This is a genomic window from Nocardia sp. NPDC051756, assembly GCF_040681495.1.
Lineage (GTDB): Bacteria > Actinomycetota > Actinomycetes > Mycobacteriales > Mycobacteriaceae > Nocardia.
In genome coordinates this window covers 886594-910449 of record NZ_JBFAYV010000005.1, presented here as the reverse complement: position 1 = coordinate 910449, position 23856 = coordinate 886594, and the positions used below count along the sequence as shown (strand labels likewise).

The 23856-nt window shown below is 68.8% G+C and carries 21 protein-coding genes; 18 read left to right on the top strand and 3 right to left on the bottom strand.

The genetic code is table 11. The features are described 5' to 3' along the window. Positions 1-59: 59 nt before the first annotated feature. Positions 60-818: a metallophosphoesterase gene (locus tag AB0M22_RS26200; RefSeq protein ID WP_364731844.1), complete on the bottom strand. Its 759-nt coding sequence runs from the start codon at positions 816-818 to the stop codon at positions 60-62. Positions 819-1104: 286 nt separating this feature from the next. Here AB0M22_RS26200 and AB0M22_RS26195 point away from each other — a divergent pair, with 286 nt between their 5' ends. The 18 genes from AB0M22_RS26195 to AB0M22_RS26110 all read left to right on the top strand — a co-directional run bounded on the left by AB0M22_RS26195 (position 1105) and on the right by AB0M22_RS26110 (position 21868). Continuing rightward, positions 1105-1998 (top strand): alkaline phosphatase family protein, encoded by an 894-nt coding sequence (locus AB0M22_RS26195; protein WP_364731842.1) that lies wholly within the window; start codon positions 1105-1107, stop codon positions 1996-1998. Between the two features lie 294 nt (positions 1999-2292). Continuing rightward, positions 2293-4698 carry a RelA/SpoT family protein gene (locus AB0M22_RS26190; RefSeq protein ID WP_364731839.1) on the top strand — a complete coding sequence of 802 codons (2406 nt, stop codon included), beginning with the start codon at positions 2293-2295 and terminating at the stop codon, positions 4696-4698. A gap of 388 nt (positions 4699-5086) precedes the next feature. Beyond that, a complete protein-coding gene (locus AB0M22_RS26185; RefSeq protein WP_364731836.1) occupies positions 5087-6715 on the top strand; it encodes a cutinase family protein in 1629 nt (542 codons plus the stop codon). A gap of 54 nt (positions 6716-6769) precedes the next feature. Further along, the gene (locus tag AB0M22_RS26180; protein ID WP_364731833.1) at positions 6770-7732 is read left to right on the top strand and encodes a hypothetical protein; all 963 of its coding nucleotides are present in this window, start codon (positions 6770-6772) and stop codon (positions 7730-7732) included. Positions 7733-7748: 16 nt separating this feature from the next. After that, positions 7749-8627, top strand: a complete 879-nt coding sequence (locus AB0M22_RS26175) for a hypothetical protein (protein ID WP_364731831.1) — start codon at positions 7749-7751, stop codon at positions 8625-8627. Next, on the top strand, positions 8624-9292 hold the full coding sequence (locus AB0M22_RS26170; RefSeq protein WP_364731828.1) for a hypothetical protein: 669 nt from the start codon (positions 8624-8626) through the stop codon (positions 9290-9292). Before AB0M22_RS26175 ends, AB0M22_RS26170 begins: the two co-directional genes overlap by 4 nt. 51 nt (positions 9293-9343) lie before the next feature. Further along, positions 9344-9640 (top strand): hypothetical protein, encoded by a 297-nt coding sequence (locus AB0M22_RS26165; protein WP_040692318.1) that lies wholly within the window; start codon positions 9344-9346, stop codon positions 9638-9640. Next, positions 9640-9924: a hypothetical protein gene (locus AB0M22_RS26160; protein ID WP_364731826.1), complete on the top strand. Its 285-nt coding sequence runs from the start codon at positions 9640-9642 to the stop codon at positions 9922-9924. The genes AB0M22_RS26165 and AB0M22_RS26160 overlap by 1 nt, the downstream gene beginning before the upstream one ends. Next, a complete protein-coding gene (locus AB0M22_RS26155) occupies positions 9921-10532 on the top strand; it encodes a hypothetical protein (RefSeq protein WP_364731823.1) in 612 nt (203 codons plus the stop codon). Before AB0M22_RS26160 ends, AB0M22_RS26155 begins: the two co-directional genes overlap by 4 nt. 73 nt (positions 10533-10605) lie before the next feature. Continuing rightward, positions 10606-11421: a hypothetical protein gene (locus AB0M22_RS26150; protein WP_364731820.1), complete on the top strand. Its 816-nt coding sequence runs from the start codon at positions 10606-10608 to the stop codon at positions 11419-11421. A gap of 65 nt (positions 11422-11486) precedes the next feature. Next, positions 11487-12959: a hypothetical protein gene (locus tag AB0M22_RS26145; RefSeq protein ID WP_364732007.1), complete on the top strand. Its 1473-nt coding sequence runs from the start codon at positions 11487-11489 to the stop codon at positions 12957-12959. Positions 12960-12961: 2 nt separating this feature from the next. After that, the gene (locus AB0M22_RS26140) at positions 12962-14452 is read left to right on the top strand and encodes an SCO6880 family protein (protein WP_191094272.1); all 1491 of its coding nucleotides are present in this window, start codon (positions 12962-12964) and stop codon (positions 14450-14452) included. Between the two features lie 7 nt (positions 14453-14459). Continuing rightward, complete coding sequence (locus AB0M22_RS26135; protein WP_364731818.1) at positions 14460-16781, top strand: hypothetical protein; 2322 nt, start codon at positions 14460-14462, stop codon at positions 16779-16781. Positions 16782-16836: 55 nt separating this feature from the next. Next, entirely contained in the window at positions 16837-17145 is a 309-nt protein-coding gene (locus AB0M22_RS26130) for a transposase (protein ID WP_150406119.1), read from the top strand. 46 nt (positions 17146-17191) lie between these two features. Next, on the top strand, positions 17192-18913 hold the full coding sequence (locus AB0M22_RS26125; RefSeq protein WP_364731815.1) for a peptidoglycan DD-metalloendopeptidase family protein: 1722 nt from the start codon (positions 17192-17194) through the stop codon (positions 18911-18913). 47 nt (positions 18914-18960) lie between these two features. Further along, positions 18961-19539, top strand: coding sequence for a hypothetical protein (locus tag AB0M22_RS26120; protein WP_364731812.1), 579 nt, complete (start codon positions 18961-18963; stop codon positions 19537-19539). Positions 19540-19578: 39 nt separating this feature from the next. Continuing rightward, on the top strand, positions 19579-21414 hold the full coding sequence (locus AB0M22_RS26115; protein ID WP_364731809.1) for a TraM recognition domain-containing protein: 1836 nt from the start codon (positions 19579-19581) through the stop codon (positions 21412-21414). A 67-nt stretch (positions 21415-21481) separates the two neighbouring features. Then, on the top strand, positions 21482-21868 hold the full coding sequence (locus tag AB0M22_RS26110; protein ID WP_223885542.1) for a DUF4913 domain-containing protein: 387 nt from the start codon (positions 21482-21484) through the stop codon (positions 21866-21868). A 58-nt stretch (positions 21869-21926) separates the two neighbouring features. Here AB0M22_RS26110 and AB0M22_RS26105 read toward each other — a convergent pair whose 3' ends face one another. Continuing rightward, the gene (locus AB0M22_RS26105; RefSeq protein WP_364731806.1) at positions 21927-22481 is read right to left on the bottom strand and encodes a hypothetical protein; all 555 of its coding nucleotides are present in this window, start codon (positions 22479-22481) and stop codon (positions 21927-21929) included. 400 nt (positions 22482-22881) lie between these two features. Continuing rightward, positions 22882-23760, bottom strand: coding sequence for a peptidylprolyl isomerase (locus AB0M22_RS26100; RefSeq protein ID WP_364731803.1), 879 nt, complete (start codon positions 23758-23760; stop codon positions 22882-22884). Positions 23761-23856: the final 96 nt, after the last annotated feature.

Sequence of the window (23856 nt, the reverse complement as noted above, 5' to 3'; positions counted from 1 at the left end):
GGACTTTGCCGCGCGGTGTCGGGTCGGGCCGGCCGGGGCAGTTCGCTACCCGTGTCGTTTCAGGCCGACTGGGCCTGCACCGGAATGAGGTCGTAGACCGCGTATGGCCGTCCGATCACCGGATAGGAAACATTGCGAACCGGCACTCCGCCTGCCGTACAACCGATTTCGGTCCCGCCATGCGCGTGTCCGTGCACCGCGAGCGACGCCCGTCCCGCGTCCACGGCGTCACCGAGCGCGTGGCAACCGAGTCCCGGGAAGATCTTCGGCGGCTCGCCGATCAGGGTGTCGACGACGGGGGAGAAGTGCATCAACGCGACGCGGATCTCGGTGTCCAAGCCGTCCAAGGCCTGACGTAGCAGCAGCGCATCGAGCGGTCCCCGCCGCATCCGCGCCTTGTGCTCCTCGGTGCCCTCATCGGGAGTTCCCGGATAGCCGGGAAACCCGCCACTGCCGCCCATGACACCGGCGATCCCGAGCCGAATCCCGTTCAGCTCCAAGGTGATCGCGGAACCTTCGAGCATGTGCACCCCGATACCGCTGAGCTGCGCGGAGATTCGGAACCCCAGCTTGTGATCATGATCGTGATTCCCGAGCACGGCGACGACCGGCACTGGCAGATCGGCGATTTCGGCACAGAGCAGGTCCGCCTCGGACAACCGGCCGCCCTCGGTGAGATCGCCCGCCAACAGCAGTAGATCGGCCTGCTCATCCAGCCGCAGGAACTCGGGCCGAAATCGCCCCGCCACGGCGCTGCGCAGGTGCGTATCGGCGACGGCGGCGATCCGGATGCTCCGCTGCGCGGACTCGGCTGGCATGGCGTCAGCCAGCCACATTCGCGCCGGGGTGTCAACCGCAATCTGCCGTTCATCCGCCCGCCACCCCTGCTTGAGCTGCCTACATAGCTTTTAGCTATCGAGAGTTCAGCCCGCGTTCAGCGAGGCAACGCGCGATGGCTCGACCGATGAAACGTCCATGAACAGTGCCGCGGCAGGCTTCCGCCGGCTCGCCGCGCCCCGCATGGTTCGGACTATGAGCGAGCGTAGAAGTCGGCTCCGGTTCTTCTCGAAAGCAGTTGCGGTCTTGGCTGTTACCGTTCTTCCCATGACCGTCGCGGCCGGTGGCGCGCAGGCCGACGCCCGCGTCGACAAGGTGGTCCTGATCGGCCTCGACGGCCTGATGTACGACAAGGTGCTCCAGGTCAAGGCGTCGAACCTGCTGCGGCTCAGCGCCGAGGGCATGCTCAGCCGCTCTTCGATCGCCCCGCACATCACCATCTCCGGCCCGTCCTGGGCCACCGCGCTGACCGGCGTCTGGGACCGCAAGCACGGGATCAAGGACAACAACTTCACCGCCGCTCCGTTCGCCAAGTATCCGACGGTCTTCACCCAGATCGAGCGCACCGACCCGGCCCGCAAGACCCACTCCATCGCCACCTGGGACCAGATCGCCACCATGTCCGGCAGCGGCAATCCCCGCGCCGACGTGGTCGTCTCCACCCCGCCGGTCCCCGACGACCCGGACGAGGCCAAGACCGACGCGGCCACCGCCACCGCCGTGGTCGCCGCGATCACCAAGTTCGCCCCCGACTTCCTCTTCACCCACCTCGACCAGGTCGATCACGCGGGTCACAGCGACGGCGCGGCCTCCGCCGAATACCTCGACGCGGTCCGCCGCATCGACGAACAGGTCGGCCGCATCACCGCCGCCGTGGACGCCAGGGCCGCGGCCAACCCGGCCGAACGCTGGACCATCCTGGTCACCGCCGATCACGGCCATAAGCCCAAGGGTGGTCACGGTGGCCAATCCCCGGACGAGACAACCAATTTCGTCATCGCCCGCGGACCCGACTTCACCGCAGGCGACACCACCTCCCGCTACACCCTGGTCGACCTCACCCCGACCATCGTCGACCTGCTGCACGTCCCGGCCAGCCCGGACTTCGACGGCCGGTCGATGCTCAACCGGGAGCCGGCCTCGCCGTCCACCATCCGCTAGATCCGCGCAACGCCTCCGCGACGACGCCCGATCTGTCAGGCTTTCCCCTACGCCTCGGAAAGCCCCAGCGAACCCAGCGCCATCCCGGCCGAAGAACCCGCAGGACGCCCGCCGCAACCGCGTGCCGGACGCCAGTGCGCGGCCGGGACTAAAGTTGGTGGTCTGGGCGGTTGCAGCGGTCGGATAGGGTGGTTCGATCGAGGCACGCGGCGCGAACGACAGGCCCGGAGGCGGTTGCCTGCGTACCCACGGAGGGACCGTGAGTGCCGGAATCGGGCACTGAGAGGTGGTGGCATGACTCAGCACTTGGGCGAGGCGAATGTCGAGCAATCGGACGACGCCCCGCAGTCGAACGGTGCCGCCACCGGGGGAGAGCAGTCGAACGAGAGCAAGCCGGCGAGCAATGCCACGCCGCCGCGTCAGCCGGGGACCTCCGCCGCCGTGCCCACCTCCGCCTCCCGCCGGGTACGCGCGCGGCTCGCCAGGCGAATGACCGGCCAGCGCGGCATCGCCGCGGTCAAGCCGGTGCTCGAGCCGCTGGCCAGCGTGCACCGCGAGCTGTACCCGAAGGCGAACCTGACGCTGTTGCAGCGCGCGTTCGACGTGGCCGACGAACGGCACAAGCACCAGTTCCGCAAGTCCGGCGATCCGTACATCACGCACCCGCTCGCGGTGGCCAACATCCTGGCCGAGCTCGGCATGGACACCACCACGCTGGTCGCGGCGCTGCTGCACGACACCGTCGAGGACACCGGTTACTCGCTCGAGCAGCTCACCCTGGACTTCGGCGCCGAGGTCGCGCACCTGGTCGACGGCGTGACCAAGCTGGACAAGGTCAACCTCGGCGCGGCCGCCGAGGCCGAGACCATCCGCAAGATGATCATCGCGATGGCGCGCGACCCGCGGGTGCTGGTGATCAAGGTCGCCGACCGCCTGCACAACATGCGCACCATGCGCTTCCTGCCGCCGGAGAAGCAGGCGAAGAAGGCCAAGGAAACCCTCGAAGTCATTGCGCCGCTTGCCCATCGGCTCGGCATGGCGACGGTCAAGTGGGAACTCGAAGACCTCGCGTTCGCCATCCTGCACCCGAAGAAGTACGACGAGATCGTGCGCCTGGTCGCCGATCGAGCGCCGTCGCGCGACACGTACCTGGCGAAGGTGCGCGCGGAAATCGTGAATACCCTTGCGGCGTCACGGATCAACGCGATCGTCGAGGGTCGGCCGAAGCACTACTGGTCGATCTACCAGAAGATGATCGTCAAGGGCAAAGACTTCGACGACATCCACGACCTGGTCGGCATCCGCATCCTCTGCGACGAGGTGCGCGACTGCTACGCGGCGGTCGGCGTCGTGCACTCGCTGTGGCAGCCGATGGCGGGCCGGTTCAAGGACTACATCGCGCAGCCGCGCTACGGCGTCTACCAGTCGCTGCACACGACCGTCGTCGGTCCGGACGGCAAGCCGCTGGAGGTGCAGATCCGCACCCAGGACATGCACCGCACCGCCGAGTTCGGCATCGCCGCGCACTGGCGCTACAAGGAGACCCGCGGCAAGCACTCGAACGACTCCACCGAGGTCGACGACATGGCGTGGATGCGCCAGCTGCTCGACTGGCAGCGGGAGGCGGCCGACCCGGCCGAGTTCCTGGAGTCGCTGCGCTTCGATCTGAAGTCGCCGGAGATCTTCGTGTTCACCCCGAAGGGTGACGTGATCACGTTGCCGCAGAAGTCGACCCCGGTCGACTTCGCCTACGCGGTGCACACCGAGGTCGGGCACAAGTGCATCGGCGCCCGGGTGAACGGTCGTCTGGTCGCGCTGGAACGGCAGCTGGAGAACGGTGAGGTCGTCGAGGTGTTCACCTCGAAGGCGCAGAATGCCGGACCGAGCCGGGACTGGCAGAACTTCGTCGTCTCGCCGCGCGCCAAGGCCAAGATCCGGCAGTGGTTCGCCAAGGAGCGCCGCGAGGAGGCCCTCGAAAACGGCAAGGAGCAGATCTCCAAGGAGGTCCGCCGGGTCGGGCTGCCGTTGCAGCGGTTGATGAGCGTCGACGCGATGACCGCGGTCGCGCACGAACTGCACTACACCGACATCTCCACCCTCTACACCGCGGTCGGCGAGCACCAGGTCTCCGCGCACCACGTGGTGCAGCGCCTGATGGCGCAGCTCGGCGGCATCGGTGACGTGGAGAACGAGCTGGCCGAGCGGTCGACGCCGTCCACCACGCCGAACCGGCAGCGCACCACCGGCGACGCCGGCGTGCTGATCCCCGGGGCGTCCGGCACCGTGGCCAAGCTGGCCAAGTGCTGCACCCCGGTGCCCGGTGACGAGATCATGGGCTTCGTGACCCGCGGCGGCGCGGTCAGCGTGCACCGCACCGACTGCACCAACGCCGGCTCGCTGCGCGATCAGGCCGAACGCATCATCGAGGTGTCCTGGGCGCCGTCCCCGTCCTCGGTGTTCCTGGTGGCCATCCAGATCGAGGCGCTCGATCGCACCCGCCTGCTCTCCGACGTGACGAAGGTGCTGGCCGACGAGAAGGTGAACATCCTGTCCGCGTCCGTCGCCACGCACGGCGACCGGGTTGCGATCAGCAAGTTCACCTTCGAGATGGGCGACCCGAAGCACCTCGGGCATCTGCTGAATGTGGTCCGGAATGTGGAAGGCGTCTACGACGTCTATCGCGTCACTTCGGCGGCATAACCGATGAATGTCCGGACTTACCTGGATTAGTCCGGCACGGTCATCTCCCCTTGACGTGTCAATTGTCGTGCGCGCAGCAACCTCTCGGCGAACTGTCCGCGAAGGCCGAGATATCTGCATGAATGCCGACGCCTTCGGGCGAACGGAAGGTGGAGTCCCGGTAGGGAATTCGCGTGACCGGTGGGTCGCCGGTCGGTTGCTCTCGTTTTCGGACCGTCGGAAAGTTGCCGGGCTGGGTTGCTCGGCACGCGGGAATGTGTGAAACCCGTTTCGGCAGTTCCTGGAAAGTTTTCGGCGAAGCCCCGGCAATAGTCGGAATCTGTTACGGTCTATTGCGTTTCATGGCGTTGAGGGTAACTGCGGCAACACGGATTGATTGCGGATCGCTATGACTGATTATGCGGCAAGAGTCACGGGGGTGCTGACAGCACTCGCCGTGACGGTGGCTACGGCGGGCGCCGCCGTGGCCGGTCCGTCGAATCCCGCAGGCCCCTCGACCAATATCGCGCTCAGCGCGTGTCCGGCATTGTACGCCTTGGGGATTCAGGGCACCGGCGAATCGTCACCGGATGCCGCGCCGTCCACCGACACCGGCATGCTGTCCACCGTTTTCCGGCCGATGCTGGCCAAGGCCACCGATCCCGGACTGGTCGATCGCGCCTACGTGCCTTACGAATCCGGCTTCGGCGGGGCGACCGCCGGCGGCGCGGCGCCGTACTCCGAATCGGTGACCGGCGGGCTGTCCCGGCTGCGCACGATGGCCAGGGCCGTCGCCGACCGCTGCGCGGACACCCGGTTCGCGGTGGTCGGCTATTCGCAGGGCGCGCACGTCGCTTCGATGTTCGCGCAGGAGGTCGGGCAGGGGCAGGGTGTGCTGCCTGCCGAAAAGGTCGCCGCGGTCGCGTTGTTCGCCGATCCGACCCGCAACCCGGGCGCGCCGCTGTTCCCCGGCTCGCCCGGCAAGGAGTCGCCGGATCCGGCGCCCGGCACCGCGGGCGACCAGCTCGCCGCGATCGCCGCGCTGCCGCAGGTGCCGGCGGACGGCGGCGGCATCGGCCCGGATCGGGACCGGGCGGCCAACTTCGGCGCGCTCACCGGCCGGGTGGCCAGTTTCTGTGCGGCCGGCGATCTCGCCTGTGACGCACCGTCGGGCGCGCCGATCCTCAAGGCGGTTACCAATGTCGTCGGCCAGTCCAAGCTGAGCGGCGGCGACCCGATCGCCTCGCTGGTCTCCATCGCGCAAGCCTTGGCGTACACCTCGATCAAGACCGCGACCAAGGTCGCCAACGAGGACATCCAGGGCAGCTCGCTCGCGACGCTGGCCATCTCGCCCAAGAAGTCGATCTCCCAGCGCCTCGCCGACGCCGCCGACCCGCGTACGCCACTCGACCTTCCCGCTGCGCTACAGGCGCTGCTGAAGGTCGGCATGATCGGCCTGAACGCGGTCGTCACCGTCGTCAAGGCCGTGATCAACCCGGCGACTATCGCCGAGCTGGCCACCGCGGGCCTGTCGAACCCGCCCGCCGCGCTGCTGTCGCTGGGTACCAAGTTGGTCGGCGCGGTCGCCCAGCTCGTTCCGCCGACCACCGGCGTCCGCCTGGTCACCCAGGCGTTCGACGCGGTGGTGCAGAACATCACCGACAACCGCGAATTGCTGAATACCGCCACCTGGGTGCGGTACTGGGACACCATCCAGCGGCACGGCGCGTACAACACCGCGACGGTCGCCGCCAACGGCGACACGCCGACCGCCTTCGTGGCCGACTGGTTCGCCGCGATCGCCCACGACATCGCCGGTAAGTTCGGCGCGAACAGCAGGCCGGTGGGTGGCGCGGACAAGCCGCCGACGGGATTCTTCGGCGAGCAATCCGGCGCGTCGACTACGCCGAATTCTTCCGGTACGGGACAATTTCCGTTCGGGACAGGAGCCGAAGGCGCCTCATCCGGCGGCGCGACGTCGATTCCGCCCACCGATCGACCCGGCACACCCAACACCTACCCGTTCTCCACGAACTGATCGCCGAGAGGGTCCGACGATGAGCTATGTGCCTCGCGCAGCGGGAATGGGGGAATGTTGAAGTCGTACAAAGAACTGTCCCGTTGGTATGCCGCGTTGGAGCCGGAGACCGCGCCGGTGCCGCCGAGCGCCGCGGGCCCGGTGCAGCTGGACGATGACGGACCGGCTCGGTATCCGCACTACATCCGCGATGAGCCGCAGCCGGAGGTCCCCGCGGACCTACCGCAGCGCAGCGAATTCACCGGCGGCTGGTCGGACTGGGTAGGCCGGGCGCCAGGCCCCGACGACGACTACACCCCGCGAGACGCGGACCTGGTGCGTTTCCCCTGGCCCGACGACGAGGACTACGACGACCCGCTGGACGAGCCGCGACCGCGCTCGTCCAGCGCCTTGCGTCTGGAGGCGCGCGCGCGTGGTTCGCGGCGCGGCCGGGTGTTCGTGGTCCTGGTCATCGCCGTGCTGCTGCTCGGCGCCGCCGCCGCGGGTGTGCTGTTCCTGCTGCACACCTCGAATTCGCGCGCCGCGGCCCCGCGACCGCCGGTCAGCTGGGCCTCGATGCAGTTGCCCGCGAGCAATGCCCAGGCGGGCGTGAGCACCGACAGCCTGCGCGGCAAGTCACAGGCCGGCGTGACCACCTACCGTACGACCGGGCCGTGCCCGACCGAGCGCACCGCGACCACCGTGCGCGGCGCCGAAACCGGCGGCACCGCAACGGGTCCCGACGCTATCCTGGCGTTCCAGTACGCGTACTACGTCGAGCGCTCCGGCGAGCAGGTCCGCCAGGTCGTCGCCCCGGACGCCAATGTCTCACCCGCACAGACGATTCAGCGTGGCATCGATACGATCCCGGTCGGCACCACGCATTGCGTGCGCATCGTCACCATCTCGGACAACCGGTACTCGGTGGAGGTCACCGAGTACCGCCCCGGCGGCGTGCCCGCCACGTACAACAAGCAGACGGTCACCACCGCGGTGGTCGACGGCCGCACCCTGATCACGGGTATCGCGGCCGGATAGAGGAGAGCAGGAAGCGATGGGAGAGGACTGGAGCCGCTGGCTCGACGAGGCGCCCGAACAGGGTGAATCGTCGGGCCGGCCTGTGCGCTCCAAGGCTCCGGTGGTGCGATTGCGGCGCGGCAAGGGCAGCGGTTCCGGTGCGGAGCAACCCTTACAGCGGCCCATCCTGGTGGTCGGCGGCTGCGGTGGTGCGGGCACCACCACGACGGCGCTGGGGATCGCGGGCGAGCTCGGCATGGCGGGTACCCCGACCGTCGCGGTGGACGCGACGGCCGCGGGCAGCGATCTCGCGCTGCGCGGCGCGGACGAACACCTGCACCCGATCAGCCTGCAATCGTGGCTGTACGGACGCGGTGACGACGAACCGGCGCCGCTGAAGGAGTGCCTGTCCCGGGCCACCTCCGGAATCGGTTTACTGTGGCGCGATTCCGCGCCGCTGCGCCGTCGGGCGACCTACCTCACCGTGGCGCGCGCGGTGTACGACTCCGGCTTCACCGCGGTCTACGACGGCGGCAACCCGATTGCCGGACGGCAGCTGCGCCCGCTACTCGACGACGCGGATGTTGCTCTGGTGCTTGCCATTCCGGCTCGCGCGGATGCCGCGAACCGGCTCCGGGTCACCCTGGAATGGCTCGACGACCAGTTCGGCGACTCCACCGAGGGGCAGGGCGGCGGCATCGTCGGCGACACGACAATCGTTGTCTCGCACCAGCATCCGGGCACCGAGTCGGGTGTAGCCGACCATTTGCGCGAGCACCTGTCCGGCTGGGTCCGCGACATCCGCGAAATTCCCTACGACCCGCACCTGGCCAGGGGTGAGCTGGTCCGGCACGCGTCGCTGTCGCTCGATACGCGCCGGGCGTATGGGCGCCTGCTGGCCGGGGTGGCATCATGACGGCCGCCATGAAGTTTCGCCGTCAGACCGAATCCGCGCCCGCGGGCGTCGTCGCCCCGCCGGAGTCGCGCCGCGCACCGATCTGGGACCGTCCGGTGCCCGGGGTCGGCCGCGCCCCGCTGGTGTGGGTGATGGGTGTGCACGGCGGCGCCGGAGCCAGTAGCCTCGCGCATGTGCTTGCGCCGGCGGCGGATTCGAGCCGCCGCTGGCCCGGCGTCTACGACCGCGAATCCCCGTTCGTCGTGCTGGTGGCGCGGGAGACCATCGCGGGCCTCACCCGCGCGCATGACCTACTGCGCCAACATCATTCGGGATTCGCCGGATCCTGCGAGGTGCTCGGGCTGATCACCGTCGCCGCGCGCCCCGGCCGGCTGCCCCCGGAGATCCGCCGCTACCGCGACGTGGTCGGCTCGCTGGCCGGGCAGCTGTGGCAGGTCCCGTGGTATGAGGAATGGACGCTGGTAGAACCGGAGAAGCTGCCGGTATGGGCGCCCGGTGACCCGCTGCCACCGAAGAAACGCAAGATCGACCCCTTGGAAGAGGTACCGCTCGATGTCCGGGAGCTCGGCGCCGACATCGTCGCGGCGGCTCGAACGGCACTGGAGGAGGCGCAACTCGGCGATCCGGCGCAGGACCGGGCAAGTAGAAAGCCACCCGATCAGTGAACGTCCGCATCGAATCGGCGACGACTCAACTACTTTCGAGAAAGGCACCCGATGAGCATGATTCTCCTCGCCGTGCAGGACACGTACGGCACCGTACTCGCGCAGGTCGGTAATCCGACGCCCGAGGCGCCTCCAGGTTCGGAGAAGATCCTGCAGCTGGTGCGCTACCTGACCTGGTTCGTGCTGCTGTCCGGCATCTGCGGAATCACCTACGCGGGCGGCAAGTTCGCCTGGGAGAAGTGGACGGGTGGCGGGCTCGAATCGCCGAAGATGGTGGCCGGCGCCATGATCGGCGGCGTCGTCGCGACCAGCGCCGGCACCATCATGAACGCCGTTATTGGAACCTGATGTCCGACATATCTACCGTGCGCGCGTCGGCAGCCGAGCTGCTGGCCTACAAACAGATGCCCGCCGAGGTACTGCAACCGCTGATGCAGCTGCTGAACTGGTTGCTGTGGTTCGTCCTGCTGGTGTGTCTGGCCTGGATGATTCTCTCCGCGGGCAAGCTGTGGATCGCCTTCCGCAGCGACCTGGCGATGAACGACGCCTCGCACGGGGTGCTGATGAGCCTGCTCGGGGCGATAGTGGCGAGCACAGCGTCGGGAATCGCGCTGGCTTTCCTGCCGACATGAGCGAACGCAGGGGGACCGTGGGCGCGTTCGGCGCGGTGATGCTGATCGCGGCGGTCGGTTGCGGCGGCGGCGACGGCCGCTCCGGACCCGACCTGTCGGCGGCGCCGACCGGGGTGCGGTGGCAGCCGTTCCAAGGCGTGCCGCTGCCGCAGACCGACCAGGGGCCGAAGTCGGTAGCCGACGGCGCCGCAACGGGTTTCGAGCATTCCCCGCGCGGAGCCGGCGTCGCGGCGATCACCCATGCGGTGCGCCTGGCGGTGGCCGCGGACAGCCAATGGGCGAAAGTGGCCGCGCAGGAAGTGGTTCCGGGCGCCGCGAAGGACGAGTGGGCGGTGAATCGGATCCAGCTCTCGATCAGCGGACCGGCGAGCCCCGACTACGCGCCGCGCGTGCTCGGCTACAAGGTCACCGGATACACCGACCAGCGCAGCACCGTCGACGTGCACACCGAGTACTCGGACAACTCCAAGGCGGTGAATCACACCACCGTCGAATGGTTCGGCCAGGACTGGCGCTTACGCCTGCCCGATCCGGGCGCCACTGCGAGACCTATCGACGCGATCGACGTAATACCTGAGGACTCAGTGAAATTGGAGGCACCGCAGTGAGGGAGCGCAGCGAGCGAACCATGTCGCAGCGTGCTTCGCTCGTGACGGAGCCGAGCGTTAGCGAGGCGGAGTCATGAGCGAGAAGGGGTCCTACGCGCGCGATCGCGTCTCCTTCGGTGCTGTCGCGTCCGCAGCCGTGCTGGCGCTCATCGTGATCGTGGGAATCGTCGTCTACATCAGCCGCGACGACAGCAGTCCGACGGCCGGTGCGCCCGCGCCCGCCGAGTCGGCCGGCGGCACCGGCTTCGCCGCCCCCGAGGTGGACATCCTCGGCCGGCGCGTCGACGTGCCGAACAACGCTGCCGGACAACCGCTTCCGCAGGATCCGACGCGGCAGCGCAAGCCGTCCGACGGGGACTGGCTGACCGCGGCGCCGGAGGGCACCACCGCGACGCACGGCTGGCAGCGGGTCTACGGCGCGTCCGTGCCGTTCTCCACCTCGGACGGGCCGACGCGCATCGAAGACGGTCTGGCCGTTGGCTATTCGCACACGCCGCAGGGCGCGGTGCTGGCCGCGGCGCAGATCACCTACCGGCTCAACGCCCGCCCGGCCGACCGCGATCTGTACGTGACGCAGGTGCGCGTCTCGGCGCAGCAGATCGCCGCCTACGACAAGGCGCTCGGCAGCAACAAGCTGCCCGAGCAGCAGCCGGAGCGGGTCACCAAATACTTCGTCGCCTCGGACGCGTTCAAGGTCGACGACTATGCCGACGACCTGGCCATCGTCCGGCTCGCCTCGCGCGGCCCGGTGGTCGACGGCAAACAGTTATGGGCGGCGATCCGCCTGGTCATGGTCTGGGATGCCGGCGACTGGCGACTCAAGCCCTCGACGTCCAATACCGCACAAACCGAGTACGTCGAATCGCTGGGCGGGTGGACGAAATGGTGAGCACGATGAGCAGGGCACGACGAGACCTTGATGGCCGACCTGCGGAGCAGCGAGGGGTGCAGACAATGGTGAGGCGACTACTCACGATCTTCGCGGTCATCTTCACGGTGATGATGGCGACGCCGACCGTGGCCTACGGACAGCAGTACGGCTTCGACGAGACGTGCAACGAGATCCACGACACGCTCGACAATGTCGGCCTGCCCGGCATCTCCCTCGGCGACGCCGCGTCGGCCGCGTGCAAGGCGGGCAACGCCGCCTCGCATCCGGGTCAGGCGGCCACCGCGGTCAAGGACAAGGCGTGGGACTCGACCTTCGGCAAGGTGGTCGACTCGCTGATGAACGGCCTCGGCGAGGCCATCATCCTGGCGCTGACCTTCTGGATGAAGGTGCCCAACGAGGCGGCCAGCGACTCGGGTTCGCTGTTCACGAAGATCAACGAATACACCTATCAGGCACAGATATTGCTCTTGATAGCCTCGGTGATACTTTCCGGCGCGCGCTTGGCCGAGGCCAGACGCGGGGCAACGATGAACGAGGCCGCCGAATCGTTCCGGATGTTCGCCAGGGTGGTGTTCAGTTCCTGGATGCTCGGCGCGGTGATCGTCGCGGGCACCCAGGCCTCGGATCGGTTCTCCGAGTGGATCATCAACGACTCGACCAACGGCAACGCCAAGGACTTGGCCGAGCTGATGGTGAAAACCAGTAAGCTGCAAGCGTTTTCGCCGGGCCTGGTGTTGATCATCGCGATCGTCGGGTTGCTCGGCGCGCTCGCGCAGATCGTGCTGGCCATCGTCCGGCAGGGGTTGCTGATCATCGCGGCCGGGGTGCTGCCGCTGGCGGCGGCCGCGTCCGGGATGAACGTCGGAAAGCAGTCCTACCAGAAGCTGATCGGCTGGATCATCGCGTTCATGCTGTGGAAGCCGGTGGCCGCGATCGTCTACATGATCGCGTTCACCACTGCGGGGCATGTGGATTCGCTGACCAGCACCAACGGTTTGCCGGATGGTGAGCAGGCGCAACGCATGCTGGTCGCGATCGTGCTGCTGTGCAGCGTCGCGTTCGTGCTGCCCGCGCTGATGCGGTTGGTCACGCCTGCGGTCGCGATCGTCGGTAGTGGTGGTTCCGGTTTGACCGCGACCGGCGGCACCTTGCTCGCCGTCGCGGGCCTGGGTGCCATGGGCACCAAAGCCGTTGGCGTCAAAGGCACCGCGGCCTCGGGCGCTCCGGGATATGTCGGCGGCAGCGGCGCGGGTCCGCGTCCGCCGGGCGGCGCGGGCGGACGCGGCAGCGGCGCCCCACGGCCGACACCGCCGCGCGGTGGCGGCGGTCCTGCCGGTGGTGCGGCACCGCGCGCCTCCGGACCCCAGGGCGCGGCGGGAGTACCGTCCGGTGCGACCCGGGCGGCGGGGCGGATCGGTGCGGCGCGTGCCGCGACGAGCAGCCTGAACCGTGCCGACCAGGCAATGGGTGATGTGGCCGGTGACCGTTGGGCGAATCGCTCGCCCGACCTCGGGAGGAGCACCATTCCGCGATGACGATGACGACGAACGATACCTACGAGCGTCGCTCGTACGGGCTGTGGCAGAAGCCCCGCAGCGCAGGACTTTTCGGCCTGCGCTGGGAAGAGACCGTGATCGGCTTCGTGGTGGTGATCACGGCGTTGATCACCGCGATGGTCGGCGGCTTCAAATGGGGTTTGATCGTCGGAGTCACCGGCGTGGTGATCATGGTTCCACTGGTGTGGCGGACCGGGGGCCGCTCGGGCTACGAGACGGGATTGATGATGTTCAACTGGATGCGCTCGCGCAAGAACGGCGAGCACGTGTACCGGGGTGGCCGGTTCTCCCGGATCCCGGGCGGCGTCACCCGGCTGCCGGGACTGCTCGCGCCGTCGAAGCTCTACGAGGGCATCGACGCGGGCGGGTACAGCTTCGGCATGATCCATCTGCCGCAGTTCGCCCAGTACACGGTCGTGCTGCGGGCCTGGCCGCAAGGCCACGAGGCCGTGGATCAGCCGGTGATCGATCGCTGGGTGTCGGCGTGGGGCACGTTCCTCGCCTCGGTCGGCCAGACCAGCGACATCGTCGCGGTCGTGCCGGTGATCGACACGGTGCCGGAGACCGGAAACCGTTTGCTCACCGAGGTTTCCACGATCACCCGGCCGGAGGCGCCGGAGCTGGCGCAGCAGGTGATGTACGAGCTCGCGACCGAGTTGCCGCAGGAGCGGGTGCAGCTGCTGCCGCGCGTGGCGATCACGTTCAAGGCCACCACGGCCGAGCGGCGGAAGAACCCGGCCGAGGAGGCGGTCGAGATCGGCCGCCGGCTGCCCGGCATCTGCGCGGCGCTGGCCGAGGCGGGCGTGCGCGCCCAGCCGATGTCGGCGGACGAGGTCATCTCGTTCATCCGGCGCAGCTACGACCCGGCCTCGCAGGCGGACCTGGAGGTCGCGTCGAGCGAGCCCGAGGGCCACGGCCTGGATTGGGCGGACGCGGGCCCGGTTTCGCACGACGAGAAGTGGGACCACTTCGTGCACGACGGTGGCCGCTCGGTCACCTGGGAGATGGACGCCGCCCCCGAGGGCGCGGTGGACGAGCGGGTGCTGCAACGGCTGCTCGCGCCCAATCCCGAAGTGCCGCGCAAGCGCATCGCCATCGTGTACCGGCCGCACTCGGCCGCCGACGCCGCCGAGATCGTCGACGACGACTTCAAGAACGCGCTGGTGGCCCAGCAGAGCGAACGCGGTGTGGTGTCCGCGGCGGCGACCCTGCGGGTGGGCGCCACCCAGCAGGCCCGCGAGGAGCAAGCCCGGGGTCACGGTGTGACCCGCTTCGGGGCGTTGGTGACCATCACCGAGCCCCTGCGCGGCGACCTGCCGCGGATCGAAGCCATCACGCGCGACCTGTCCACGCAGGCGCGGTTGAAGATCCGGCGGTGCTACCGCTACCAGGCGGCGGCCTTCGCGGCCTCGCTCGGTTGCGGGGTGATCCTGCCGGAGCACGCGACAATTCCGAAGGCACTGGCGGGGTGAGTAATACATGGCACGTGACTACGAGCCACCCGTACGCGACCGCGACGAGCCCGCGGCCCGGCACGACCGGCGGCGCGACGAGGACGAGTGGGGCGAGCGCCCCGAGCGCGGTCGCCGCGGCGTGCGCGAACGCTCCGGCCTCGAGGAGATGCCGGACCGCGCACGGCGATCCGGCCGGGGCGCGGCGCGCGTGACCGGCGACGATCGGTCGGGACTGGACGAGACGTCCGAGCGGGAACGCGCGCGGGCGGCGGCCGAACGCCGGGCTCGGGCGGAGAGCGCCCGGGCCGCCGACGGGTCGCGTCCTGATCGGTCGCGCACCGAAAACGGCCGGGGCGAACGCAGTTCGGACCGGGCGCGCGGTGACGCGGCCCGGACCGCGCGGGCGCGCGACGGCGAGCGTCCGGCGCGCGGCGAACGGTCCCGGTCGGGTCAGCAGCCGGATCCGCGCAGCGGAAAGGGCACCCGCAACGGCAGGCCGGAACGCGGCGTGCAGGACCGCAACGGTTCGCGGGCCGGCCGTAATCCGCAGCGCCCCACCAAGACCGACTACACCGCCGACCGGGCCATGGGCACGCCGGTGATGGACAAGGCGGCGCTGCGCGCAAAGGCGAAGGCCGACCGGCGCAAGACCTCCGGCCCGGCGCTGCTCGACGAGGCGACCCGGGCCAAGCTGGAGATGATCGTCCGCGAGCAGACCGGCCTGCGGGCGGCGTTCGCGCAGTTCCGGATTCGCACCGACGACATCCGCCGGCGCAACTACGCCGCGCGCGCCGAACAGGTCTTCGAGGACGGATTCGACCGCAGCACAGCCCAGCTCACCGATCGTGGTTACGCGGGGGAGGGCGGCGGCCGGATGAACGTGGTCGGCCGCCCGGTCGAATACCGCGCCACCACAGCGCAGGTCGCCGGCCTGTGGCCGTGGTCGGTCGGCGCCGGCGCGCCGCTGATCGGCACCCCGCTCGGCTCGCATCTGCACACCGGCGCGCCGGTCTGCTTCGACCCGATGAACTGGTTCATGCGCGGCAGCTTCATCACCGCGCCGAGCCTGTTCGTGCTGGGCCTCAACGGTTTCGGCAAGTCGTCGCTGGTGCGCCGGATCGTGCTCGGCGGCATCGCGCAGGGCATCACGCCGCTGATCCTGGCCGACGTGAAGCCGGACTACCGCAAGATGGTCGAGCTGGTCGGCGGCCAGGTGATCGACCTCGGCTACGGCCACGGCAAGCTCAATCCGCTCGCCGCGGGTGTGCTGGGCGCGGTGGTGCCGCGGCTGGATGATCATCCGGCGCTACAGATTCAGGTGTTGCAGGACCTGCGGGCACGTCAGGTGACGCTGATCGCCGGTCTGGTCGAACTGGTTCGCGGCGCGCGGGTGCGCGACTACGAAGAGACGCTCATCGCGACCGCGTTGCGCATCCTCTACCAGCCGGGCAGCGGCTACACGCCGGACCAGCCGCCGATCATGGAGCACCTGCTGGAGGTGATCGTGGCCGGCGGTGAGGAACTGATGCTCGACGCGGGCGCCGACGACCCCGAGGAATACAACAACGCGATCAAGAACCTGCGGCGTTCGCTGCGCGCGCTCACCCAGGGCCCGTTCGGCGCGATCTTCAACGGGCAGACCTCGGTGCCGATCGACACTGGCGCGGTCGCGGTCTGCATCGATGTCTCGCACATCCCGACCGGGGACAAGAAGCTCAAAGCCGCGGTGATGCTGGCCTGTTGGGCCGACGGGTTCGCCTCGGTGGAGGCCGCGCACGTGCTGTCGGACGCCGACCTCGGCCCGCAGCGCTACTTCCAGGTCGTGATGGACGAGCTGTGGCAGGTGCTCGGCCTGGGCGACTTCATGGTCGACCGGGTGGACGAGCTGACCCGATTGCAGCGTGGCATCGCCACCTCGCTGATCATGATCAGCCACACCATCAAGGACTTGCAGGCCCTCGGTTCCGAGGCCGCCATCGCCAAGGCGCTCGGCTTCCTGGAACGCGCGCGCGCCAAGATCTTCGGCGCGCTGCCCGGCGAGGAGGTCAAGCGGCTGGACAGCATCGTGCCGTTCACCTCCGCCGAGGAACAGATGGTCACCGGCTGGTCCGCGCCGCAGGCGCTGACCGGTGAGGCGCTCAAACCGGGCCAGCTACGACCATCCCCACCGGGCACCGGCAAGTTCCTGCTGAAGATCGGTGAGGATCGCCGGCCGGGCATTCCGTTCCACATGGAGTTCACGCTCTCGGAGAAGGAGAGCGGCATTCACGACACCAACCAGCGGTTCAGCGAGTTCACCGAATCGACTGCCCGAGGGACGGATTCGCCGAGCGGGAGCGCCGCATGAGAGATCAGCCGAGAAGCGGGTTATCGATGCACCGCCGCGCGGGGAGGTGCGTCGGATGATGCCGCACCGCTCCTACCGCCGGGTGTCGCCGGAGGTGCGCCAGGCCGCCGTGCAGCAGGTCGTCGCGCTCACCGCGCAGATGAGCAGCGAATCGGAGGCCTGCCGGGTGGTCGCCGAACAGATCGGCGTGCACACGAACTCGGTGCGCAACTGGGTGCGCGCGGCCGAGGGCCCGAGCCTGGAGCGGATGGACGCGTCCGCGCTGCGCCGCAAAGTGGCGCTGCTGCAACAACAATTGGCGGCCGCCGCGGAGATGAACCGCACCCTGGCCGACACCCTCAACGAGTCCCGGCGCGGCCAGTGAATCCTGTCCTGCCCGGGCGCGGAGGGCCGGGCCCGGCGAGGCTGCGGTGACCGGCAAGGCGCTGCTGTGGGGAGCGCTCGGCGCGGTACTCGCGCTGATGACCCTCGTGGTGGTCATCGTGCTGCCCTCGGTCGACGACCCGTGTGAGGGTTCCGGGCTGCTCGGCACGCAGTCGAACCTGCCGCCGCTGGGCGGCTATCCGCCGGGGGATCCGCGCGCGAATCCGTCCGGGACGTCGGTGCCGCCGCCGACCGAGTTCCCGTTCGGCACCAAGGCGAGTCCGGCGGCAGGCGCGGCACCGTCTGGGCCGCAGGCGAATCCGACCAGCGCCGGTGCGCCGTCCTTGGCCGCGGGCGCCGGACCGATCCGGCGTACGCTGCCGCTGGCCGCCGGAACCTTCACGGTGTCCGACGTTTTCGGCGCGCGCGGCGGCACCCACCTCGGCGTCGACCTCGCCGCCACCGACGGCACCACCATCTACTCGGTCTCCGACGGCCGCGTCGTCGCCGCCGGTCCCGCATCGGGTTTCGGCAACTGGGTGGTGGTCGACTCGGTGGACACCAACGGCCGCGCCTACTCCGCCGTCTACGGCCACATGTGGGACTCCGGGGTGCACGTGCGCGTCGGCGACGCGGTGACCGCGGGCCAGCCGATCGCCCAGGTCGGCTCCGCGGGCGAATCCAGCGGCCCGCACCTGCATTTCGAGATCGTGCCCGGCGGCCGGTTCACCGGTGGCCGCCAGATCGACCCGGTGCCTTGGCTGGACGGCGCGCCGACCCCGGATGTCGGTGGCGCGCAAGCCTTCTCCAACGATCCCCGATGCAGCCGTGGGTTCGGCAGCGCGGGTGGCGCGCTGGCCGCGGGCAAGGTGCCGCCGGAACTCGAAATCTGGTATCGCCGTGCGGGTTCCCTCTGCCCGCAGATCACCCCCTCGCTGCTGGCCGCGCAGGGCAAGCAGGAGTCCGGCTTCCGCCGCGGCGCCACCTCGCCGGCCGGCGCGCAGGGTCTGGCGCAGTTCCTGCCGAGTACCGCGGTGAGTGTGAACCCGGATGACGGGCAGCCCTACGTGATCGACGCCGACGGCAACGGCACCGCGAGCCTGTGGGACGACGGCGACGCGATCATCGGTCAGGGCCGCTACATGTGCGCCATCGCGCACAAGATCATGCAGTGGGAGTCCGAGGGCAAGGTGCAGGGCGACGTCACCGCGTTGACTCTGGCCGCCTACAACGCCGGCGAGGGCGCGGTGCTCGCGTCCGGCGGCATGCCGAATCAGGTTGCCGCGCACCTGTCCGAGACGCGGCCGTACGTGGCGAACATCCTCGCGATGGAGGCGCAGTACCGCGCGCCCGGCGCGCTCGGCCGGTTCGACCCGAAGGAGGGCGGCGGCGGAAGCCAGATCGTGGAGGCCGCGCACGACTGGCTCGGGCAGCCGTACGTGTGGGGTGGCGGCGGACCACAGGGTCCGAGCGGCGGCGGCATGGATGGTCCTGGTTTGACCTCCGCCGCGGTCTTCGCCGCCTCGTCCGGCTCGGTGACGTTGCCGCGCACCGCCGAACAGCAGTGGGAAGCCGGCGTCGAGGTGCCGATGGGCAAGATTCAGGAGGGGGATCTGGTGTTCAGCGCCTTCGGGCCGCGCGGCCCCGCGCAGGTCGGCATTTACTCCGGCAACGGACGGATGATCCAGGCGGTGCCCGGCACCCGTGGTGGCGGTGGTGTCGGTGAGGTGCAGGTGCCGGGCGACGCGCGCGCGAGGAGGGTTCTGTGAGTACCTGTTCCGAACACGCGACACAGAGACTCCCGAAGTGTCGGTCGGTGCGGCTAGCCTGGAAAGACAAAGCGAAAGTACGCGCGAAACTGGTGGTGGTGCTGGTGGTGAGCGTCGCGATGCTGGGCGCGGCCTGCGGTCGCGGAGACCGCGAGGACGCGGGATCCGGTGGGGGGCACCCGGCCACGTCAACGACCCGGTTGCTCGAAGGTGTGCCGGCACCCGATCCGGTCACGCCCGACGGCGTCGCGGTGGCCGCGCTGAAGGAGATCTACACCTGGCAGCCGGCCACCGAAAATCAGGGCGCTTCGCTGGCGCGCGCTCGGAAATGGCTGGGCCCCAGCCTGATTCGCATGCTGGACGGTTCACCGACCGGGCTGGAGACGCCGAAGACGACGTTGCAGTGGTCGGATTGGGCCACCGCCAAGGCGAACGTCCAGGCGTTCACCTTCGCCTCCGGCGAGAAGGCGCCCAGCGGCGGCGATCCGAACCTGCAGCAGTTCAAGGTCGGGATCGAGCAGACCGTGGTCTACCCGAACGGCCGCAAGGAACCGCTGCCGCCGGCGACGGTCATCGCCACCGTGGTGCGCACGCCCGACGGCTGGCGGCTCGACGCGTTCCGCTGAACACCAAGACATTTCCCGTACCGAACGTAGGAGGCAGCCATGGCGAAGAAGCCGGTGAAGGATCCGGCCGCGGTCGGGCCGGATACGACCATGATCATGCTGTACGCCGGCATCGCGGTCGTGGCCACGCTGTGGATTTCCCTGCATCTCGGCAACATGCTGGCGGTGACCCCGCAGTCGATCCCGATCAACCCGATCGCCATCGTCGCGGATCTGATCAAGGGCAAGCTGCATTGGCCGCGCGCGTCCACGGTGATCGTGCTGCTCGTGGTCGTCGCGGTGGTGGCCTGGGTGGTCGTGCGCAAGCGGCTGGCCAAGCGCAAGACGGTGGGCAGGCTGCCGGTCGACGACAAGGCCGATGTCATGGGCCAGGGCGGCGCCATCGCGCATCTCACCGCGAAGGGTGTGCGGGCGAAGGCCACTCAGCTCGGGGTGCGACTCGGCAGCGAGGATGTGCCCGGCGTGCCGATCGGCATCGGGATCGCCGACGGCGAGATGCTCTACGGCTCCTACGAGGATCTGCACCTGGACATTTGGGGTCCGCGGCAGGGCAAGTCGACCTCGCGGGTGATCCCGGCGATCCTCACCGCGATCGGCCCGGTGCTGGCCACCTCGAACAAGCGCGACGTGGTGGACGCGACCCGGGATGTGCGTGAGGCCAAGGGCAGTCCCACCTTCGTCTTCGACCCGCAGGGCGTCGCGGGCGAGGAGGCGACCTGGTTCTGGGATCCGCTGGCCTGGGTCAACGCCAGGGTCGAGGGCTGTGAGATGCGCGCCGCCCGGTTGGCCGGGCACTTCGCCGACGGCGACGACGGTTCCGATGCCAAGACCGACGCGTTCTTCGATCCGGAAGCCGAGGATCTGCTCGCCGGGCTGTTCCTGGCCGCGGCCGTCGGCGACCGCAACGGCAGCCGGCCGATCGTTCAGGTGTGGGAATGGGTGACCAACCCCGGTGACACCGAGCCGATCGAGCTGCTGCGCGCGGCGCGCCACCACTACACGGCCTCCGGCCTGGCGTCCCAGTACAACGCCGACTTGCGTACCCGCAGTGGCATTTTCGGCACCGCCAAGAAGATGATCCGCTGCCTCAAGCTGTCCAACGTGCACCCGTGGATCACCCGCGGTGGGGATCGCCGGGAGTTCGACGAGCTGGAGTTCATCGAACGCAACGGCACCCTGTACAGCCTTTCGCTGGAGGGCCGCGGATCGGCCGCGCCGCTGGTCAGCGCGCTCACCGAGGCCGTGATCGACGTGGCCATGCGCAAGGCCTCGCAGTCGCTCGGCGGCCGGTTGCCCATTCCGCTGCTCGCCGTGCTGGACGAGGCCGCGAACGTGGTGCGCTGGAAGGATCTGCCCAAGCAGTACAGCCACTTCGGCTCGCGCGGCATCGTGGTGATGACCGTGTTGCAGTCCTGGGCGCAGGGCGTGCGCTGCTGGGGCGAGCCGGGCATGAACGCGCTGTGGGCCGCCGCGAACATCAAGGTGCTCGGCAGCGGCGTGGACGATACGAACTTCCTGCGGGAGCGGTCCGAGGCGATCGGCGACTACGAGGTCGTGTCCGCCTCGGTGTCGGAATCCTCAGGCGGCAAGAGCTATTCGCGTTCGCTCGGGTCGTCGAAGACGTTCAGCGTGCAGGCGCTGGCCCAGTTGCCGCGCGGGCGGGTGATCGTCTTCCCGTCCGGCGCGCCGCCGGTGCTGGTTCGCACGGTTCCCTGGTGGGAGGGCGAGTACGCTGCCGAGGTGACGAAGTCCATCTCGCACCATGATCCGCAGCGCAAGACGGAGATCGGTGACCTGATGCCGGGCACGCCCTCGCTGAGCAAGGGCACCCCGCCGCCGGAGTACGGGAAGATCGAGGAGGTCAGGCCACTGTGAGTGGGCGCAGCGAGCGAGCCTCGGACGCAACACTTTTGGTCGTTGCGGAGCTGAGCGGGGTTCGGTCATGACTGAGCAACAGCAGCAACCGATGATCTACGCGAGTGTGGTGGAGTTCGTCGAGAACTACCTGAGCCTGGTGTATCGGCGTCAGGTGACCGATCTCAGCGACACCGTGTGGTGCCCGGAGTGGTGGCAGCACGCCGAGGCGATCGCCCGGCTGGACGCGATGTGGCGGGCCTGGGAGCACTTCCGGCTCGACGGGGCAACGGGATTGAGCGTGTGGTTCCTCGATCACGCGGATCCGCACATGGCCAAGCTGTTCGATCCCAAGGGGCCGTTCAAGTACTGCAGCGTGCGCAACGGGCACAAGGACATGCTCAGCCCGCTGCCGTTGAAGTCGCCGCAGCACGGGATGTTCGGCGACCCGACCATCGGCGACTTCCGGATGTAGCTTCCGGCCCGAAAAGTAAACGCCCGCTTGATAAGCGGGCGTTTCTTTCGTTCGTCGGCTAGCGGGTGCGTTCGAGTCCGCGTGACTCTTGTTCGCGAGCCCTGGTGACCGCGGGCGCCTCCTCGGGACGGGTGCGAACCGCCTCGATCGGGGGCTGGGCCTGACCTACTTCGATCAACATGCGTACCGCGGCGAGTTCGGGCGCGACACCCATCTTCGCCAGGTGCGCGGCGATCGCCATGCGACGTTCGGGAGAGTCGTATTGCAGCACCGGCGGCTTGGCGTGTGCCGCGGCGGCGATGCCTGCCATGCGGGTCGCCTCGGCCTGGGCGGTGAAGCGGTCCTTCTCCAGCGACACACCGCGTTCCGGGATCGGCTTCTCGATCATCCGGGCCAGCTCGGTGTTGCGCGGGTCCTTCGCCTTGGAGTCGCGGGCCTCGCGGATTTGCATCTCGCGGGCCTCTTTCATCCGGGCCTCGGTGACCTTGACGCGCGCCTCGGCTTCTTTTTGACCACGCTCGCGGGTCCGCAGTGCGACCAGCGTCGCAAGCTGCAACATAGTCCTCATCATGGCCGCTGTCTCGCGGCCGATGTCGTCCAGTTCCTCGGACATGGCTGCTCCCCGATGCTGCAGTGATCACTATGGATGTTGTGGTGCTTCGTCTGGACATCGCCAGGGGACTGTAGTCCGTCCGACGATGCCCCGGCTGCAAACGTGGACACCGGGAGAACTCGTGTCGTCGCAATTCCCTTGCTCGGGGGTCGCCCGTCAGAGGGGTTGCCACGCTACGCGAACTCCGTGTTTCGAGGTTACCCGAGAAAGCATCGCCGCAACCGTACGGCTGTGCCGCTTATCAGCATATATCGCACAATTCCGACAGTCTCGGTAACTCGCCGGAGGATCTCCGGTCTGAGCCAACCCTAACCGGAGGATTAGGGTTCCCTTCCTCGGCGCGACACGTGTCGGGCCCCGCACCGGCGATCGATGCGGGGCCCGAACGGTTTTCGCGGTCTCAGTCGATCCGGACCGACTGGATGTCGACCGGCTGGCTCGGCTTGCCGTCGCCGGGGCCGTTCGCGTTGTCCTGGCCGTTCTTCGCGATCTTGTCCAGGGTGCTCATGCTGTTGTCGTCGACCGTGCCGAAGATGGTGTAGTTCGGCGGCAGCTGCGAATCGCCGTAGACGACGAAGAACTGGCTGCCGTTGGTGCCCGGTCCCGCGTTCGCCATGGCCAGCGTGCCGCGCTTGTACGCGATCGGCTTCTGCGCCGCCATCGGATCGTTGGCGTCGAGCTGGTCGGTCGGGTACTCGTTGTCGAACTCGTAGCCCGGCCCGCCCATGCCGCTCGCGGTCGGGTCACCGCACTGCAGCACCTTCAGTCCCTCGCTGGCGGTCATCCGGTGGCAGCTGGTGCCGTCGAAGAACTTCTGCGCGGCGAGGCTGACGAAACTGTTCACCGTGCACGGTGATTCGGCGTTGTTCAGGGTCAAGCCGATCGGGCCCTGATTGGTTTCCATGCTGACGCTGACCTTCGCGTCGTTCCCGGTGGTCGGGATGCCGTCGGCCTTGGCCGGCTTGGTCGCCGGCTTGTCGGCCGGCTTCTGGCTGTCCTTGTAGACGCAGTTGACCAGCGCGGGCTTGGCCGCCGCCGCGGGCGGGGCCGCCGCCGACGGTGCGCTGCTCGAATTCGTCGCGTCCTTGGCATCGGAGCCGCTGTCGTCGCCCTTGGTCAGGAAGTAGACCCCGGATATGGCCGCGACCAAAACGACAACACCGAGCACCGACCCGGCGATCGTGAGTTGCTTGCGCCTGCGTGCGCGCTCGGCCCGGTTGGCGAGCTGGCGCTCCAACTTGCGTTTCGCCGCTGCTCGCCGCTGTTCGTTGCTCGGCACTACCACGTTCCTCCCGTGTCCGGTTGTTACGGCATGAGAGTCTGCCATTTATTCCTGAGACTGCCCTGCACTTCCTGAGAGCGGTGCGCCTCACAG